At 58.3% G+C, this 18658-nt stretch carries 17 protein-coding genes; 15 read left to right on the forward strand and 2 right to left on the reverse strand.

Translation table 11 applies throughout. The annotated features are described in order from the left end of the window. Window positions 1–23 precede the first annotated feature (23 nt). The 14 genes from dxr (at window position 24) to ACIOTN_RS14445 (ending at window position 15938) form a co-directional block, all read left to right on the forward strand. Window positions 24–1247, forward strand: coding sequence for a 1-deoxy-D-xylulose-5-phosphate reductoisomerase (dxr, locus tag ACIOTN_RS14380; protein WP_105657263.1), 1224 nt, complete (start codon window positions 24–26; stop codon window positions 1245–1247). Next, window positions 1244–2593, forward strand: coding sequence for a M50 family metallopeptidase (locus ACIOTN_RS14385; protein ID WP_402735554.1), 1350 nt, complete (start codon window positions 1244–1246; stop codon window positions 2591–2593). Before dxr ends, ACIOTN_RS14385 begins: the two co-directional genes overlap by 4 nt. A gap of 23 nt (window positions 2594–2616) precedes the next feature. Continuing rightward, window positions 2617–2916 carry a YciI family protein gene (locus ACIOTN_RS14390; protein WP_105657265.1) on the forward strand — a complete coding sequence of 100 codons (300 nt, stop codon included), beginning with the start codon at window positions 2617–2619 and terminating at the stop codon, window positions 2914–2916. 114 nt (window positions 2917–3030) lie between these two features. Beyond that, window positions 3031–3453 (forward strand): alternative ribosome rescue aminoacyl-tRNA hydrolase ArfB, encoded by a 423-nt coding sequence (gene arfB, locus ACIOTN_RS14395; RefSeq protein ID WP_402735615.1) that lies wholly within the window; start codon window positions 3031–3033, stop codon window positions 3451–3453. A 121-nt stretch (window positions 3454–3574) separates the two neighbouring features. After that, window positions 3575–4129, forward strand: coding sequence for an NAD(P)H-dependent oxidoreductase (locus ACIOTN_RS14400; RefSeq protein ID WP_105657266.1), 555 nt, complete (start codon window positions 3575–3577; stop codon window positions 4127–4129). A 139-nt stretch (window positions 4130–4268) separates the two neighbouring features. After that, a complete protein-coding gene (ispG, locus tag ACIOTN_RS14405; protein WP_105657267.1) occupies window positions 4269–5435 on the forward strand; it encodes a flavodoxin-dependent (E)-4-hydroxy-3-methylbut-2-enyl-diphosphate synthase in 1167 nt (388 codons plus the stop codon). Beyond that, complete coding sequence (locus ACIOTN_RS14410; protein WP_332498225.1) at window positions 5389–6285, forward strand: GNAT family N-acetyltransferase; 897 nt, start codon at window positions 5389–5391, stop codon at window positions 6283–6285. Before ispG ends, ACIOTN_RS14410 begins: the two co-directional genes overlap by 47 nt. Window positions 6286–6801: 516 nt before the next feature. Then, a complete protein-coding gene (locus ACIOTN_RS14415; protein ID WP_332486590.1) occupies window positions 6802–7596 on the forward strand; it encodes a hypothetical protein in 795 nt (264 codons plus the stop codon). 51 nt (window positions 7597–7647) lie between these two features. Beyond that, window positions 7648–8388: a hypothetical protein gene (locus tag ACIOTN_RS14420; RefSeq protein ID WP_332486588.1), complete on the forward strand. Its 741-nt coding sequence runs from the start codon at window positions 7648–7650 to the stop codon at window positions 8386–8388. A 369-nt stretch (window positions 8389–8757) separates the two neighbouring features. Beyond that, window positions 8758–9498 (forward strand): hypothetical protein, encoded by a 741-nt coding sequence (locus ACIOTN_RS14425; protein ID WP_105657272.1) that lies wholly within the window; start codon window positions 8758–8760, stop codon window positions 9496–9498. Window positions 9499–9610: 112 nt separating this feature from the next. Then, on the forward strand, window positions 9611–10780 hold the full coding sequence (locus ACIOTN_RS14430) for a GAF domain-containing protein (RefSeq protein WP_332727080.1): 1170 nt from the start codon (window positions 9611–9613) through the stop codon (window positions 10778–10780). Between the two features lie 124 nt (window positions 10781–10904). Further along, window positions 10905–12695, forward strand: coding sequence for an NAD(P)/FAD-dependent oxidoreductase (locus tag ACIOTN_RS14435; protein WP_105657274.1), 1791 nt, complete (start codon window positions 10905–10907; stop codon window positions 12693–12695). 605 nt (window positions 12696–13300) lie between these two features. Beyond that, window positions 13301–15088: a proline--tRNA ligase gene (locus ACIOTN_RS14440; protein ID WP_402735555.1), complete on the forward strand. Its 1788-nt coding sequence runs from the start codon at window positions 13301–13303 to the stop codon at window positions 15086–15088. 37 nt (window positions 15089–15125) lie between these two features. Continuing rightward, a complete protein-coding gene (locus tag ACIOTN_RS14445; RefSeq protein WP_402735556.1) occupies window positions 15126–15938 on the forward strand; it encodes a TSUP family transporter in 813 nt (270 codons plus the stop codon). Window positions 15939–15943: 5 nt separating this feature from the next. Here ACIOTN_RS14445 and ACIOTN_RS14450 read toward each other — a convergent pair whose 3' ends face one another. Both ACIOTN_RS14450 and ACIOTN_RS14455 read right to left on the reverse strand, forming a co-directional pair. After that, window positions 15944–16375 carry a hypothetical protein gene (locus tag ACIOTN_RS14450; RefSeq protein WP_133832996.1) on the reverse strand — a complete coding sequence of 144 codons (432 nt, stop codon included), beginning with the start codon at window positions 16373–16375 and terminating at the stop codon, window positions 15944–15946. 465 nt (window positions 16376–16840) lie between these two features. Next, a complete protein-coding gene (locus ACIOTN_RS14455) occupies window positions 16841–17914 on the reverse strand; it encodes a hypothetical protein (RefSeq protein ID WP_402735557.1) in 1074 nt (357 codons plus the stop codon). Between the two features lie 175 nt (window positions 17915–18089). Between ACIOTN_RS14455 and rimP the strand changes: the two genes are divergently transcribed. Beyond that, window positions 18090–18656 (forward strand): ribosome maturation factor RimP, encoded by a 567-nt coding sequence (gene rimP / locus ACIOTN_RS14460; RefSeq protein ID WP_105657278.1) that lies wholly within the window; start codon window positions 18090–18092, stop codon window positions 18654–18656. The last annotated feature ends 2 nt before the right edge of the window (window positions 18657–18658 follow it).

The following is an 18658-nucleotide window of genomic DNA, read 5'->3' on the forward strand; positions in this document are numbered from 1 at the left end:
CGCTCACAGTAAAACGAACCATAATGGGTAGGGTGAGCTCCCAGAAAACTTTCATTCCAGCCGGACATCCCCGTCGCGTCAGCCTGATCGGTTCCACCGGTTCCATCGGCACGCAGGGACTGGACGTCATCGAAAACGCATCCGGACAATTCTCCGTGGCAGCGCTGTCCGGTGGGTACAACCTTGAATTACTGGCTCGCCAGGCAATTAAGCACCGCCCTGCGCTCGTTGGCAGCGCGGTGGAATCCAAGGAGGAGCTTGCCGCGGCCATTAAGCGAGCCGCAGAAGATGCATCGGTAACCGGATACACTCCCGAGCTGGTGGCCGGCGCGCATGCGGCAACCGAGGTTGCCGCTTTCGCCGAGGCCGACGTGGTGCTCAATGGCATCACCGGTGCCATTGGCCTAGCCCCGACCATTGCTGCCTTGGAAGCCGGCCACCTGCTGGCACTGGCCAATAAGGAATCCCTGATCATCGGAGGCCAGGTAGTCAAGCGGATCGCGGCACCAGGCCAGATCTCGCCCGTTGATTCCGAGCACTCCGCCCTCGCACAGGCCCTGCGCTCTGGCGCGCCCGAGGAAGTGGCCAAGCTGCTGGTGACTGCCTCTGGCGGTCCATTCTTCGGCTACAGCCATGAGCAGCTGCGTGATGTCACCCCCGCCCAGGCGCTGGCTCATCCAACCTGGGACATGGGGCGCATGGTCACCACCAACTCGGCCACCATGGTCAACAAGGCTTTGGAAGTCATCGAAGCCCACCTGCTGTTCGACGTGCCACTGGAAAAGATCGAGCCTGTGGTGCATCGCCAGTCAATCATTCACTCGATGGTGGAGTTCATCGACGGTTCGGTGATCGCCCAGGCATCGCCGCCGGATATGCGCCTGCCGATCGCTTTGGGCATTAATTGGCCGCATCGGGTTACCGGTGCCGCGAAGGCTTGCGATTTCTCCACCGCAGCAAGCTGGACCTTCGAACCACTGGATGAGGAGGTCTTCAGCGCTGTAAAGCTTGCCAAGCAGGCCGCAGCGTCGTCGGGAACGCATATGGCTGTCTATAACGCCGCCAACGAAATTGCAGTGGATGCCTTCCATGATGGAAAGATCCGCTTCACCGACATCGTTGAGACCGTGGAACGGGCCTTGGACGAGTACACCCCGATGAGCGCAGCGCTATCGGTCGAAACAGTGCTGGAAACAGACCGCTGGGCCCGCGCCCATGCAACGAAGATCATCGAGGCCAAAGCATGAGTGCATTGCTGTTCATCGGCGGCGTCCTATTCATGGTGGTAGCCGTCGGGCTTTCCATTGCGCTGCATGAAATCGGGCACCTGGTACCCGCGAAACTGTTCAAGCTGCGCGTTCCGCAGTACATGATCGGTTTCGGCAAAACGCTGGTTTCCTTCAAGCGTGGCGAAACGCAATACGGCATCAAGGCCCTGCCCCTGGGCGGCTACATCTCGATGGTGGGCATGTACCCGCCACGCGACCAGGTCGTCTCGGATGCTTCCGTGAAGAAGCCGAATCTCTTCCAGAAGGTCTTCGGACAGATGGTGGATGACGCACGCTCGCAGGCCAACGAGAACGTGCTGCCCAGCGATGAAGGCCGGCTGTTCTACCAGCTGCCGATCTACAAGCGCGTCATCATCATGCTCGGTGGCCCAATCATGAACCTGGTCATCGGGTTCGTGGTGATCGGCATCGTGCTGACCAGCTTCGGCCAGGCTACGCCAACCACCACGGTCTCCGAGGTGTACCAGTGCATTGCCAGCGCACAGAACGCAGAGCAGGCCGAATGCACCGACAAGGATGTCCCAGCGCCGGCTTACGAGGCAGGCCTCCTGCCAGGGGACACGATCACCGCCGTAAACGGCACCGCTGTTGCGGAAGCTGAATGGAATAAGCTCACCGATGTCATCCGCGATCATCCAGGAGAACCCATCACCCTGGACTATGCCCGCGACGGGCAGATTCGCACCACCGAGCTGACTCCGTACCTGACCGAACGCCCGGCGACCGACGAAAATGGCTACGTGCTGCTCGATGAGCAGGGCGAATACATCATGACCAAGGTCGGTTTCGTCGGGATGGGCTCCTTGCAGCGGGACCTGACCCAGCCGCTGAGCGCGGTTCCCGGCGTGATCGGGGATCAGTTGCTGAGAATTGGCGATGTCATCCTGCACCTGCCCCAGCGCATGGTGGATGTCGCCCAAGCTGCTTTTGGCAGCGAGGAACGCGACCCGAATGGGCCGGTGTCCATCGTGGGCGTTGGGCGCATTGCCGGAGAGATCAGCGCGGAGGATTCCATCTCGGTAGCTGACAAATTCGCAACCTTGCTGTCATTGGTGGGCGGTTTGAACTTGGCCCTGTTCGCCTTCAACCTGATCCCGCTGCTGCCGCTGGATGGCGGCCACGTGGTGGGCGCGCTGTATGAGGGGCTGAAGCGCACAGTTGCCAGGATCTTCAGGATCAAGAAGGTACGGCCTGTGGACACGGTCAAGCTATTGCCGCTGACTTATGTCGTGGTGGTAGCGATGCTGGTCATGGGCGGGCTCTTAATATATGCGGATATCTTCAAGCCGATACAGCTGTTCTAAGCAGGGAGAAATATGCTGTAGGCATGACTGTTTTTGCTGTTGAATACGCGTACGCCGAGAACTCCACCGAGCTGCGCAATGAACACCGTCCAGCACACCGCCAGTACCTTTGCGGCTTCCTCGGCGAAGGTGCGGTACGCCTTCTTGCTTCGGGGCCGACCCCGGTCAACGACGGCGCGCTGTTGATCTTCGCGGCAGAATCGCAAGCTGCGCTGGACGAAGTGCTTTCCAATGATCCTTTCCAGAAGGTTGGCGGAATCGGCGCGGCCACCGTCACCGAATGGAACCCGGTAATTGGCCTGCTGGAGGATTTCGCGTCCTAGGCGATAGGTACCTTGCACCAGCCTCCGCTGTTCTTTTCCGAGAACAGCGGAGGCTGCCTGCATTAAACAGCTCGGATGGCGCAGACTGGTAGGGGAGAGGAAGTGGAAAACATCATGGATGTGCAGATCACGTCAACGCTGGCGATCCCTGCAACCGAGCTGAACTGGCATTTCTCCCGTTCCTCGGGCCCCGGCGGGCAGCATGTGAATACCTCGGACTCACGGGTGGAACTCACCTGGGTAATTGGCGCTTCGCGGGCCTTGTCCGACTGGCAGCGTCAGCGCTTGCTGGCGAAGCTCGGACCTCGCTTGGTGGCCGGGGCCATCGTCGTGACTGCTTCCGAAGAACGATCGCAATGGCGCAACCGCCAGCTCGCCCAAGAGAAGTTGGGGCGCATCGTGGAAAAAGCGCTGGCGCCGGATGCACCGGCACGCAAGGCAACGAAACCTACCCGCGGTTCTCACCGGCGCAGGCTGAGTGCCAAAGCTACTCGCTCAGCCACCAAGCAACTTCGCCGCAAACCAGGGATGGACTGATCCCAGCGATCAGCTACTGTGCTTCATGTCACTTTGCTGCACGGAATGGTTGGGGTGGGGAAACGGTTGAAAGTAGGTGAAGCGTCAGCTTTCTATTATTTTGCCTTTAGGAGAACACCCTATGACCACCAAGGTCCTCACCCTCGTCGGTTCCCTGCGCAACGGTTCGACCAACCAGCAGCTGGCCGAAGCCACTTCGCACAACGCACCTGAAGGCATGGAAGTTTCCGTGTTCAGCGGCTTGGAGAACATTCCTTTCTACAACGAGGACCACGACGTGGAAGGTGGCGTTCCTGCCGCCGCCCAGGCCCTGCGCGACGCAGCCGGTGACGCCGATGCGCTGATGCTGGTCACTCCTGAGTACAACGGCACCATGCCAGCTGTCCTGAAGAACGCCATTGACTGGCTGTCCCGCCCCTTCGGTGCCGGTGCGCTCAAGGACATGCCAACCGTGGTCGTTGGCACCGCTTTCGGACAGTACGGTGGCGTCTGGGCGCAGGACGAAGCGCGCAAGGCACTGAACATCGCCGGCGCCAACGTGCTGGAAAACGTCAAGCTGGCTATCCCTAACTCGGTAGTACGCTTCGCTGAACTGCACCCGAAGGATGACGCTGAAGTTGTCGAGCAGGTCTCTGGCGTGCTGAGCAGCATCAAGGAAATCGCCGAAGCCAACTAGGTTTTCACGATCCCCGGAAGCTCAATAGTGCAAGAAAGGCCACGGTAACCGTGGCCTTTCTCGCATGAGTACCCGCTCACCGCGATACGGTGACATACTTGGACTAGAGAAATACCCACAATCTATTCGGAGGCGTCCATTGACTTCGGTCAGCCTAGGCATGCCGGCAGGCCCACCGCCGGTACTCGCACCACGTCGCAAGACTCGCCAGTTCCAGGTTGGATCCGTAGGTGTCGGCTCCGACTCGCCGATTTCGGTTCAGTCGATGACTACCACCAAGACCCACGACATCAACGCCACCTTGCAGCAGATTGCCGAGCTGACCGCTGCCGGCTGCGACATCGTGCGTGTGGCCTGCCCAACGGATAAGGATGCGGAAGCGCTGAAGATCATTGCGATGAAGTCGCAGATCCCGGTGATCGCCGATATCCACTTCCAGCCAAAGTACGTCTACGCTGCCATCGAAGCAGGCTGTGGCGCGGTGCGCGTGAACCCCGGCAATATCCGCCAGTTCGATGACCAGGTCAAGGAAATCGCGCAGGCCGCCAAGGACCACGGCACCTCCATTCGCATCGGCGTCAATGCTGGCTCGCTGGATCGCCGCTTGCTGCAGAAGTACGGCAAGGCCACCCCTGAAGCGCTGGTTGAATCAGCTGTTTGGGAAGCTTCCCTGTTTGAAGAGCATGGATTCCATGACTTCAAGATCTCGGTAAAGCACAACGACCCTGTGATCATGGTCCGTGCCTACGAGATGCTGGCCGAACGCGGGGACTGGCCACTGCACCTGGGCGTGACCGAAGCCGGTCCAGCATTCCAGGGCACCATCAAGTCCGCCACCGCTTTCGGTGCACTGCTCTCCAAGGGCATTGGCGACACCATTCGCGTATCGCTGTCCGCTCCACCGGTAGAAGAGGTGAAGGTCGGCAACCAGATTCTGGAATCGCTGAACCTGCGCCCCCGCAAGCTGGACATCGTTTCTTGCCCGTCCTGCGGTCGTGCCCAGGTGGATGTTTACACCTTGGCCGAGCAGGTTACCGCTGGGCTCGAAGGCATGAAGGCTCCATTGCGCGTGGCAGTAATGGGCTGCGTTGTCAACGGACCGGGCGAAGCCCGCGACGCTGACCTCGGCGTTGCCTCCGGCAATGGCAAGGGGCAGATCTTCGTTAAGGGCGAAGTCATCAAGACCGTCCCGGAAGATCAAATTGTTGAGACTTTGATTGAAGAAGCCAACCGTTTGGCAGCAGAAATGGGACTGGACAATGACGAGAATCCTTCCTCGGGTTCTCCCATGGTCTCCGTCAGCTAGAACTAGCCGCCGGAGCGTCGAGGGAGAGCCGCGCATCTTGGGCCGTCGTGATACGACAGCCCTCATTGAGCTGCTCGATCGCGACCCCGTCGCCAATATATTCACCCGTTCGCAGGTGAGCATCCACCGGTCAGCAGTCCCAGACGGGTTTGCGCACATCGTTGGCTTGGACGGCAGCGAAGGTCTTGAATCGGCATGCTGGGTGGGCGCTAATATGGCGCCCACCGCCATGCCGGAGTCCGATGCCCAGAAGTACGCCATGCATGCCATCGATTCCCGACAGCGATTCGCCTCGGTATTCGGACCGGCAGAAACAGTTCTGGCCATGCATGACGTCTTGCGGGATGGTCCGCAAGAAATTTTTGATGTCCGGGAAAATCAGCCATTAATGGCCATCACCCAAATCCCGGAGGGAATTCGCCGCAACCGGATTCGGCCGGCTCAGGTTCAGGAATTCGACCTAGTCCTGCCTGCCAGCGCTGCCATGTTCGAAGAAGAACTTGGATATTCGCCGTTGGAAAACGGGGGAAGCTTCTACCGCAACCGTGTACGCCAGTTAATTCGTGAGGGGCACACGCTCATGGACTGCGACCAGCGCGGCAACGTGATTTTCAAGGCTGATTTAGGTACCGTCACCGACGAAGTAGTGCAAATCCAAGGTGTTTGGGTGAACCCGATGTATCGCGGCCAAGGCTTGGCTGCCGGCTACATGGCCTCCACGGTGGACTACGCGATGCAGTTCGCTCCTGTAGTGAGCCTGTACGTCAACGACTACAACACCGCTGCAATCAAGACTTATCAGCGCATCGGCTTTGAACAGGTCGGCACCTTCGCAACGATCCTGTTCTGAACAGCAGTGGCACGGGCAACGTGGAAATCAACCGGTTCTGCTCTTGAGCCACCTGCAGCTACTTCGCCAGAAACAATTCCGCCTTACCGCGGATCTGGCTGGCTGCAAAGAATCCCGCAGGTGAAGGCGAAAACGAAGTTGATTGCGGATCCCGGTTCATCGTCAGTTGTGCAACGTTCTCATGACTAATACGGCGCTATAACGGGCCATTCGGTATTCACGGTAGTCAGTGCTCCAGCTGCGCGGCCAATGAAGCCCGAGCATCGACAAATAAAGTCGCATGAACGACTGTTGCTGGAAGTTGAGCTTATCGCCGCGACCCACTTAGCCGCTATGAGTCCCCATTACCTGCTTTTCCTTTGTATCGCTGGCGAAGCTCGAGTGGCGGGAAACCTGTTTAGCATCCTTTGAGGACTTTCGCTTAGCTGCGGCAAACATCCATTTCTCCGGTTAATGGAGAGCAATCCATTCGCTTAATGACCCGGCAAGGGAAACGGGACCCAGGTGCTATGCAACTTGGGCTATTTCTTCTTCCGCTCAACGCGGGAGCAACAATGCCCATCGAATGATCATCAGTCTTCTAGACTCGAAAGTGTAAAAGTGATGGTGATGGGAAAATTTGTGGTTCAAGCCATTGGTACTAAAGCGTATTTGGGTGCTGCTACGTGCGCAGCAGTACTCCTCATTGGTGGGTGCAGTTCGCCAGAAGTCGAAACCGGTGCCTCGACGGTCGCCCCAGTCCAGCTCGACGACGGACAGCTGGAAAATCTGCTTGAGGATTTCGCCAAAGACGAAGAAAACTCCCAAGTCATCAACGACAAACAGCTACGCAAGAGCATTCCGCAAGCACAGGAGTGGATAGAGAACGTCCAAGTGAATCCCAGTAAATGCGGAGTTACCTTTGCTGAGCCGGTCGCAGATCAATTGCAGAGCGCCACGATGGGCGCCATCGAATTCGAGGACAGCTACCTAACTGTTGCAATCTACAAAGACCCTGAAGTTTTGCAAGCGCAATGGGTTGCCAAAACTGAGGCCAATGCTGATTGCTCGCGTTACACAGTCAAATTAGGCAATGAGACTCGCGCTTACCACATTGCAAAGCAGCCTATTGATTCTGCTGCAGGATTGGCCGACGGGTATGTAATTACCAGCAGTGATGGGTCGTCCACCAAACAGCAGCTCATCATTCGCTCCGCTAATTCGAACGTCCTGCTCGGCATTCAGCGTTCCACTTCTGCCGCGAACACCGCGAACGAAGTTGAAGAAGCATCCGGGATCCTCCAAGAACTCATGAACCGACTTACCCAGTAGTTCATTTCAAGACGCCATCGGTCTTCCGGTGGCAATTACGGAAAGCTATAGATGACTAAGCGTTTAGCCCTCTGGGCATTGCCATTGGCCACGACCATGATGCTGGCTGGATGTTCTTCGAATTCCGCGACAGAACCAGCGGAAACGGCTGTTTCGACGGCCCCGGCGGAAAGCAAGAAGACTTCTGCCTCGGGTGATGTGCTCAGTGCGGAGCAGGTAGAGTCCATTGCTTCCAAGCTTTTGGAAGGCGACAACGCAGTCCAGATAGTTGGCAATGAGCAGATGCAGAAGCAACTGGAAGTTGCCAAGAACGCTGAAACTCCCAGCGGAATCAAGCCGGAAAAGTGTGCCGAGATGAATGCCAAGTATTCAGTTACCGACTTGACGGCATCGGTATCCGCAACGGCGACCAGTTCCTCCGAATCCGTCGGCAAAGTCGTGCAGGTCTTCTCGTTGACCGACGAGGCCACCCGCAAGAACGTATCGGAGGCATTGACGCTGGATGATCTGGAGGGATGTGAAAAGGCCACTGTTGAGCTGGGCGGCGAGGAAATCGAAACTCAACGCCAGATCCTGCCGCTGGACGTCGAAGCGGATCAATCGTTGACCATGTCCACCCAGATGGATGCGGGTGGCGGACAGCTACTGACCTCGGTCGTTGTGCAGGCTCTGCAAGATGGCAATTTCGTGCTGGTTACCCTGCAGACCGGTTCGCAGCAACCAGCTGAACTGGCCGCACAGGCAGTGGAGCTGGCAGATCGGGCGTTCGCCGAAATCGAGGCGGCTCAGTAGCCGAACGGGCGGGGTATCCGTTTTATGGACTCTCCAACATCAGTTGGCCTTGCACCGAGGAGTGCAGAGCTCGTGGTTTAGCAGCCAACATGCCTTTTCCTCGAAGCAGCGTACCTCCGAGTCATATTGGCCCGCTTGGCAGATGAACGAGAAATCAACTGCTGGGACCTTGTTTCTGTGCGGTGCCTGCCGATTTCTCTTTGACTGGTGCTTTTCCTGGCAACGGGTGGCAAGCGACCAACCCTTGACCATTCAAGTGAACTTTGGACTCTATTCCATTCGCTGCAACACTCTCTCATAGTCCTTTTATTTCCAACACATTGTGAAATACTGTGGATGGCTTATCATCACCAACGTGAGGAAATCACCATGAAGAAGCGTTCACTCTGGGTGCTGCCTGTAGCAGTTGCCCTTGCCTTGACCGGTTGCAGCTCGAATTCAGGGACCGAGGGCGCTGCTGGCTCTTCGGAGGCCCCTCAGGAGCAGGAAAGCGCGGGGGTGCCAGCGCTGACTGCTGAGCAAGCCGCTGCAGTTGCCAAAACCTTGGGTGGAGACGGACCGAATGTGCAGGTTCTGGATAGCGATGCACTTAGCGGCTCATTGGAAAGCGCCAAGGGCCTGATCGATCAGATGGAGATCGAACCTGCGAAGTGCGCCGAGTTCGTCTCGCAGCAGGGGACCCAGGACCTGGACGGCGTCAACATGGCCGCAGCGATCGTCGTTGGCGAAACAGGCGAGAGCAACAGCTACTCCGTCGCTGGCTACGAGGATACTGCCAAGCTGGATGCAATCAAGGACATGGTAGATGCCAAGGACCTGCAGGGCTGCGAGGACTTCTCGATGAGTGTTGCGGGCCAGAAAGTTTCTGCCTCGGCCAAGATCCTGGATGCTGAATCCGATGCGGACAAGACCATCGTAACCCACACTGCCATGACCATGAATGGCGAAGAGGTCCCAGGCGGTTCTTACCAGATTCAGGGCGTAGTCGGTGAAAATGTTGTGGCCGTTTCCCGCACCCAAACTGGCGAACAAGCTGATGGCGAGGCTGTGAAAGCACTCGTTGAGGAACTGAACAAGGCAGTTGAAGAGGTTAAGGCCACGGCCAAGTAGGCCTCCTTCAGCCGTTGAAGGCTCTTCTGGTTCCAAGGGAATCAGAAGAGTCTTCACTTCTTTGCGCGGCAAATGCTTCCCAATGATGCGCGAGTCATGGCATTCTCAATGGATGACCCTGGAACACGGTGCGCCACGCAAATCCATCGAGGCTGCCTTGACTGCGGGCGAGGATCCGACGCGCAAAGCCCGAAGCTTGAAGTCCCTGCATCAGCTCTGGGCCGAAGGTGCGTGCATCCCTGAAGTGGTGCGGCCAGTGGTGGCTCGTTCATGGTCCAGGGCCGGCAAGCTTGGAACAGATATCGTTCCCTTGGATACTTCTGAAATACGCGAGCGCAGGCAGGCCAACGAAGAACTCAACGGACTGGTCGAGCTCTTCAAGGAGCGTTTGCTCTCCTTGGCCACCCAGGCGGGAAACCAGCTGGTCATCTCCGACGAGCAAGGATTCGTGCTCTGGGTGCTCGGGCCCTCTGCAGTACGCCGCCGAAGTGACGGCATCGGATTTGTCGCCGGTGCACGCTGGCGCGAAAGCGACGTGGGCACTAATGGGATCGGCGCGGCAATGGCCGAGCGTGCCCCGGTGCAGATTTTCGGCCCGGAGCATGCCCGGGAAGAACAGCACAACTGGGTCTGCACATCGGCGCCGGTCATGAATCCTGCCGCCTCGGCGCTGATTGGCACGATCACGCTGGCAGGCTCGTTCCGCACGGCGCATCCGCACTCCTTGGCTCTGGTCTCATCCGTGGCCCGAGAAGCAGAATTATTTCTGCAAACCGAGCATGCCTTGAAAATGCAGACGCTCCAGCTTTCCACCCAACTGCCCGAAGGCGAGTACGTCCTAGTTGACGTGCAAGGCTCCATAGCCGCCGCCCAAGGCTACAGTGTTGGATCCAAGCTCAATTTGCCGATGTCCATGGAAGAAGGGCGGAACTGGATTTCCGGGCTGGGATCAATAGATGCGCGGCGGACACCGGGAGGCTGGCTGCTGCAAAGGGCAGAAGGCCAGGTGAGCCTCCAGCTGTACGCAGGAGCTTCACTGCAGGCTATTGTCCATTCGCCCGGTGGGGCGACGCGCATCAACTTGAGCGCGAAGCATTGGCAGATCCTTGAGCTGCTGGCTGCGAACCCTCACGGAGTGAGCTCAGGGCAGTTGGCGAGCCTGTGGCCTGCGGATACGCCGAACGTCACCATCCGTGCCGAAATATCCCGCTTGCGTTCCAAGCTGCGTGGCCTGATCGCCTCACGTCCCTACCGGATCGTGGTCCCGGTGAGCAGCCACTAGCAATCCCGGAGCAGCTGCAACCTATTGCAACGCTTTTCTTTTGTGACGCAGATCATATTCTTTCATTAGTCGCGGAGGGCCCGAATGGCCATCCATTGAATCCCGATGAAGAGATGAGACGCAAATGACTGACAATGATTGCTTGTTGCAAGCCCGGAGCTGGTTCCATTCCTTGCAGATAGCGTTGGAAGCGGGTGACGCGCCAGCAGCTGTGCAGCTATTTTCGGAGGAGTGCTACTGGCGGGATCTGGCCTCGATGACATGGAACCTTCACACCAGCGAGGGCCGTGACGGGATCGAGAAGATGCTGCTTGGCGTTGAACGAGGCGCGTGGCCGCGGAACATCGAAGTCACCAGCGCACAAGAGGCTGACGGCGTCATTGAAGCCTGGTACACGTTCGAGAACGACGCATTCAACGGGCTTGGATTACTCCGCTTGCGCGATGGGAAGGCCTGGACCCTGCTGAGCACCGCGCAGGGCCTGCGCAAATTCCCCGAACCTGCTGGTCCGCGCCGCGAACTGGGCGCCGAGCACGGCGTAGCGATGAGCAAGGAAAACTGGCTTGATCGACGCACCGCGCAGCAGCAGTCCCTGGGGATCACCGACCAGCCCTACACGCTGATTGTCGGCGGCGGCCAAGGCGGCATAGGCTTGGCCGCTCGGCTCAAGCGCATGGGTGTTCCTGCCCTGGTCATCGATAGGCATCCGCGTCCCGGTGACCAATGGCGTTCGCGCTACCATTCCTTGGCGCTGCACGATCCGGTCTGGTATGACCATATGCCCTACATTGATTTCCCCGACCACTGGCCGGTGTTCACGCCCAAGGACAAGATGGGGGATTGGCTGGAAAGCTACACCAAGCTCATGGAGCTGGACTATTGGTCACTGACTGAAGCGACCAGCGCCCGGCAGGATCCGGAAGGAGAGGGGTGGATCGTCGAGGTAGAACGCGACGGAGTACCATTGACCCTGCGTCCCACCCAGCTGGTGCTGGCCACCGGCATGTCCGGTATTCCGAACATTCCCCAGTACCCGGGAGCCGAGATCTTCAAAGGCGAGCAGAACCATTCCTCCAAGCATCCAGGCGGCGAACGGTACGCGGGCAAGAACGTCGTGGTTATCGGCGCCAACAACTCCGCACACGATATCTGCGCGGATCTGGTGCAAAACGGGGCCAAGCCGACTATGGTCCAACGTTCCAGCACGCATATCGTGCGCTCCGAATCGCTGATGAAGCATGTGCTGGGCGGACTGTACTCGGAAGAAGCCCTCGCTGCCGGCATAGACCACAACAAGGCAGACCTGATCTTCGCCTCCATCCCGTACAAAGTCCTCCCGGAATTCCATAAGCCGGTCTTCGAGAAAATCCAGCAGGAAGACGCGCACTTCTACAAGTCGCTGGCGGATGCGGGATTCGAGCTGGACTTCGGCGACGACGGTTCAGGGCTGTTCCTCAAGTACCTGCGCCGCGGCTCGGGGTACTACATCAACATCGGTGCCAGCGAGCTGGTGGCCGACGGATCGATTGCTTTGGCCCATGGCGAGGTATCGCACTTGACCGAAGAATCGGTGGTGCTGGCCGATGGCACTCGACTGCCGGCGGACGCGGTGGTCTACGCCACCGGTTACGGCTCGATGAACGGATGGGCGGCGAAGCTCATCTCCCAGGAAGTCGCGGATGAAGTCGGAAAATGCTGGGGCCTGGGGTCGGGGACCGCTAAGGATCCGGGTCCATGGCAGGGGGAACTGCGCAATATGTGGAAGCCCACCAAGGTCAAGAACCTCTGGTTCCACGGAGGCAACCTGCACCAGTCCAGGCATTATTCGAAGTATCTGGGCTTGCAGCTCAAGGCACGGTACGAGGGCATCGGAACTCCGGTGTATGCGCTCGCCGAAACCTATCATCAATCCTGATAAAACCGTTTCCCTGCCCGTGAATCGGTTTCCCGGTCCCGGAGCAAGCGCTGTATGGCGCTTCCTCCGGGTCACCCGCGCGTCTGCCACGTGGCGGTTTTCGAGCCTCATCCGGACGTTTCGTTGAACTGCAACGGCCTGGAAATCGCACAACGAATTGAACGGAAAGCCGGATGAACCATGATTCCCACGCTCCTGGCACCTGCGCAGTTTATGAATCGGCGCAGACCGCGGATGCCGCAACAACGCCGGTGCACCGGCCTGCGCGCCGCAGCCGACCCAGCTGCGCCATGCTTCCGCGTAAGCCTCGCCATGGGTGCTGGCAAGTACAAATCGGCGGGGAACTGGCACCCGACTGGGATGTCCTTTGCTGGCAGCGACTCAACGAAACAGAACCCTGCAGCGCCCACCATCTATCCAGAGGCCCGCATCCGGCCCCGGGCACGCAACACGATTCCGCGCAAGCCCTTGAATTTATTGGGAAGTGGCCGAAAGCTGTAGCATTGATTAAGGCCAATTTTGCGGCCAAAACCCATTTGATTTTGCATAGCTAGTCGGCATCCGAAAATATTTCTGAAGTCGACGGACGGAAAAGGACACCCCGAGTGGTTTTGAAGCTTTCCACTACCTTCTTGCGCACCTTGCGTGAAGATCCGGTTGACGCCGAAGTCGCCAGCCACAAGTTGTTGGTACGCGCCGGTTACATCCGTCGTGCGGCCCCGGGCATCTACACCTGGTTGCCGTTGGGTTTGAAGGTCCTTGCGCGCGTTGAAGCTATTGTTCGCGAGGAAATGAACGCTATCGGCGGCCAGGAAGTCCACTTCCCAGCGCTGCTGCCACGTGAACCTTACGAACAGACCGGCCGTTGGACCGAATACGGCGAAGGCCTGTTCCGTCTCAAGGACCGCAAAGATGCAGACTACCTCTTGGCGCCGACCCATGAGGAAATGTTCACGCTGCTGGTGAAGGATCTGTACAACTCGTACAAGGATCTTCCGGTCTACCTGTACCAGATCCAGAACAAGTACCGCGACGAAGCACGTCCACGCGCGGGCCTGCTGCGTGGCCGCGAATTCATCATGAAGGATTCGTACTCCTTCAACATCGATGATGAAGGCCTGGACGAAGCCTACATGGCTCACCGCGGCGCCTACCTGAAGATCTTCGAGCGCCTGGGACTGGAAGTTATTCCGGTTTTCGCGCAGGCTGGTGCCATGGGAGGCTCCAAGTCCGAGGAATTCCTGCATCCAACGGCTATTGGCGAGGATACCTTCGTCCGTTCGGCCGGCGGCTACGCAGCCAACGTGGAAGCTGTCACCACCGTAGTGCCAACGTCCATCGATTACGCCAACGCACCTGCGTTCGATGTTGTCGATACCCCGGATACCCCGACCATCGAGACGCTGGTTGCCGCGGCCAACGAGCTGCGCCCACGCGAGTCCGGTACTTGGGAAGCCAAGGACACCCTGAAAAACGTTGTCCTGGCGGTGACCGATCCAGAAGGCAACCGCCAGTTGGCAGTCATCGGTGTTCCAGGCGACCGCCAGGTGGACCTGAAGCGTGTCGAAGCTACCGTAGGTGCCCCGCTGGGCATCATCGGCGAGGTCCAGGTTGAAGCCGCTAGCGGTGAAGACTTAGCCAAGCACCCGGAATTGATTGCCGGCTACATCGGCCCAGGCAACGGCCTGGATCAGGCTGTTCTGGGTACCGAAGGCACCAGCGGCATCACCTACCTGGTTGATCCTCGCGTAGTATCCGGTACCTCGTGGATCACCGGCGCCAACGAAAAGGGCAAGCACGTTTTCGGCTTGGTGGCCGAGCGCGACTTCGGCTTTGACGGCACCATCGAGTCGGTCAACGTGCTAGAGGGCGACCCGGCACCGGACGGCTCGGGCCCATTGCGCACCGAACGCGGTATCGAAATGGGTCATATCTTCCAGCTTGGCCGCAAGTACGCTGAGGCTCTGGATCTGAGGGTCCTGGACCAGAACGGCAAGCTGAAGGTTGTCACCATGGGCTCCTACGGCATTGGCGTCACCCGTGCGGTAGCAGCACTGGCCGAGGCTTACCATGACGAAAACGGTCTGGCATGGCCAAAGCAGGTTGCTCCAGCCGACGTCCACATGGTCGTTACCGGCAAGGGCCCAGAGCTGCTTGAGGCTGCTGAGAAGTTGGCCGCAGAACTAGAATCGGCCGGTTTGGAAGTTATCTTGGATGACCGTCCAAAGGTGTCCGCGGGCGTGAAGTTCTCGGATGCCGAACTGATCGGCATTCCAACCATCGTTGTTGTGGGCCGTGGACTTGCTGAGGGCGTAGTTGAGGTCAAGGATCGTGCCACCGGCGAACGCCGCGATGTCAAGGTCGAGGACGTTGTCGCTGAGCTGAGCGCCTAAAAGGCTGTAGCCAATAACTGAATAGGGGAGTAGCGCGGTGCAAGAGTTCTTGGAATTGCTGTCCGTCAACGGTGAACCCGTCTCCTTCTGGCCCCTGGTGTTGCTGCTTCTTGCAGCTTTGGGCGCTGGATGGATTGACGCGGTAGTTGGCGGTGGCGGCCTGATTCAATTGCCCGCGCTGCTTCTTTTCCCCGGCATCACGCCGGTGCAGGCGCTGGCCACGAATAAGCTGGGCTCAATCTTCGGAACGGCTACCAGCGCGGTGACGTACTACCGGCGCACCAGCCCGGATTTGAAGACCGCTATTCCGATGGCATTGACTGCCATGCTCGGTGCCTTCGGCGGAGCTACGCTGGCCACAATTCTTCCCTCTGGAGCCATTCAGCCCATCATTATCGCAGCGCTCATTGCGGTGCTGCTGTTCACGATCCTGAAGCCCAAAGCCGGGGAGCTGTCGCGCCTGCGCTACGCCGGGCATGGGCATTATCTTCGAGCCATCCTGATTGGGCTGCTGATTGGCGGCTACGACGGGATGATCGGTCCCGGGACTGGATCGTTCTTGATCATCGCCATGGTGACAGTGCTGGGCTACAACTTCTTGCAGTCCTCCGCCAAGGCGAAGATCGTTAACCTTTGCACCAACGCAGGTGCTCTGCTGCTCTTCATCCCCACGGGGCACGTCCTAGTCGCATTAGGCCTGGCCATGGGCGTGATGAATATGCTTGGCGGTTATCTCGGGGCGCGCATGGCGATCTCAAAGGGCAGCGCCTTTATTCGCATTGTTTTCGTGATCGTCGTTTCGGCACTGATTATCAAACTCGGCTCGGACCTGATCCTCGCCGGCAAGTGATAGCTTTAGCGGCCGCTAGCCGCTGATGTGTCGATTGGCGGGTATCCGGCGTAGTGCTGGACATGCTGGGGTTCAATGGCATGGACCATGGAACTGGTCGCCATTTGCGCGATCCTGAAAGTCAAGAAGCTGGAACCCATTGCAGTTTTGTAGAGTTGGGAAACCGTAGTGTGGCTTTCCAGCGGATCTACAACCTGCAACGCTGTGCAACCGATGGATACATACAGGAACCACAAATCGTTGTTCGCCGGATCGAGAGTAGCGATCAGCGCTGGTGGCTGATGCGCGGCCACGAGCGACATGACGTCGTTGACTGTTTCCTCAGGTTGCGCAATGACAATAGGCATGCCCTGGACCCAACCATGTGAACTGAGTTGCGCCCGACCTTGCCTTGAGCCGATCACTTCGCTGACCAGTTCTGCTGTCTTCGAACGCATGAATTGACCTGACATTACCCAACCTCCAATTGACGACCTAGCCACAAGTTGTTAGTTCCCCAATAAGTGGAAGAAAGCGGAGAATTCCGCTCCGTGTTATTGGAGCCAAATTCCGTATCTCAAGCACTTGTTATTCACGATAGCCCCTTTCGGCGCGAATATCGAGAGCAAGTGAATAGGAACGAGATTCATATATCTTTGGAGTCATTCCATGGCGGAGGAAATGGTGGTCGTTGATAAATTGGTTTCGAGTAATACCGCGCAAAACCCGCATGCCATATGCGGGTTATATCTTATAGTGCGGATGGAAATTACGGATCATCCGTGAATTTTAGTGCGCCTCGCGCTGTTTTGGCTCTACCCGAACCCGTGCTCTATTTCGACTCAGGGCAATTAGCAGTCGTGATTATTTCGTGATAATTCAACGAAACGTGAAATACGGCTAAATTCTAGCTGAATCCAAAACTATTTGCCGACTTCGCCAGTCTCCAAGATGCGGTATTCCTCATTCGATCCCTGCTGGCCATTGAGAGTCTGGAAAGCGACGGCGGAAATTTTTGCGCCGGCTGCACCATCGCTAACGCCCGCTGCTACGACCAATGCATCAGCAAAATCCCCTTCGGCTTCCGCGGATAGGGCAGCCAGGTCTTCGAGGCCGCCTTCGGGTAGCGCATAGGCGGGTTCACGCAGGTCTGCGCACTGTTCGTCAACGGCCGCGCGCAGGCCGCGAAGCTGGCGTCCCAGCTCGCTGCGTCGAGCTTCGACGGCTTCCTTGGCGCTGTCGGCACCACGTGCAGCCGTGAGCTGCAGAAGGAAATCTAGTGCATAGCCGCGGTCCAGGGCCCGGGCGACGGCCGTTGGTTCGATGTTCTGCGCTTCGGTGATTTCCTTCGCGGGGTCCAGCAGCTCCTCATTAGGCAGGCAGGCTACTGGCTGGTCTTTCTGCTCTTCTTCACCCGAGACTGCACTCAGTGGCAAGGCCAAGTCCACATCACGCTCTTCTCCCAAAGATGCAACAGCGCTGCGGGCGTCCAGATTGATCTGGAAAGCAATCTGGGCCAGCTTCGAATCCCTGGACAGCGACGGTTCTGCAAAGGCAGGCATCGCTGACGATGCGTCGGCGACATTCGTGGCAAGCGCAACCAGCGCGTCGGGGGAGAAGGTTTGCGGCAATGCCGCAGGCTCTTGGTCGTCGAAGCGCAATTCACCGAGCACCGCTGACCCCTGCGACAAGGAAGTCGCCAATGCGGATAGCCTCGAAGCGTTATCCTCGGGTGCCAGCTGGGCCAAGGCTTGGGCCTGAGATGCCAGGTCTGCCAGCTTTGCTCCGTATTCCCACGTCATGCGGGCATCGGCGCTGGCCTCATTGACCTGTTCGGGCAGGCCCCGCTCCACCAGGGCGCCTCGGAAGATGGTGCTGCCAATGCCCCACGTCACGGCAACGGCAACTGCACCAGCCAGTACCGGAGCAATCCAGCCTGGAGCGCGGCGTACTTGCCTGTCGGTGTGACGGGCGGAATGGGGCGATTTTTCAGTCATAGCGTTTCGATCATGCCATGATCAATGCAGGTAAAGAGGGCAATAGCGGTGTCGAGCGCCACGATGGATAGAAAATGGGCGTGAGTTCCTTCACCTGTGCCCGTTTAGATGTTCTCAATGAGCGGAACGCAATATAGGCTTAACGGACAACATCGAATAGCGTGGGAGGATATCCATGACCGGAATGCCGGCCGATACCGAACAGGAAGCGCAGCGTCTGACTGCATTGCTCTCCAAGGAAGTAGAATCCCACGGGCTTCTCCTGGAGGAAGTCGCCTTGCGTCCCTCCGGCAAGCAGATGATCGTGCAGATCATCGTCGACAAGGCCGACGGTCACGAAACGCTGACTCTCGATGAACTTGGTGAAGTTACCACCACCATCTCCAACGCTCTGGACAAGGACGCCGTCTACGCATCGTCGGCTCCTTACGAACTCGAAGTCAGTTCCCCAGGACTCTCCCGCCCATTGACTGCCCAGCGCCACTGGATCCGCGCCCTCAACCGCATGGTCAAGATTTCGCTGGCCGACGGCACGAAGCTTCGCGGGCGCCTGCTTGAGGTCAACGACGGCGACGTGTTGATTGCTGAGCACCGCGAGCCGGCCAAGAAGGGCATGAAGGTCAAGGTGCTCGATCCTGCGGCCTATGCCTTCGAAAATATCCGTAAAGCTGTTGTCGATCCAGAGCTGAACTTCGATGACGCACTATTTGACACTGCCGATACTGAAGATTTGGAGGGCTAAGC

Source organism: Glutamicibacter sp. NPDC087661 (genome assembly GCF_044743275.1).
Taxonomy (GTDB): Bacteria; Actinomycetota; Actinomycetes; order Actinomycetales; family Micrococcaceae; genus Glutamicibacter.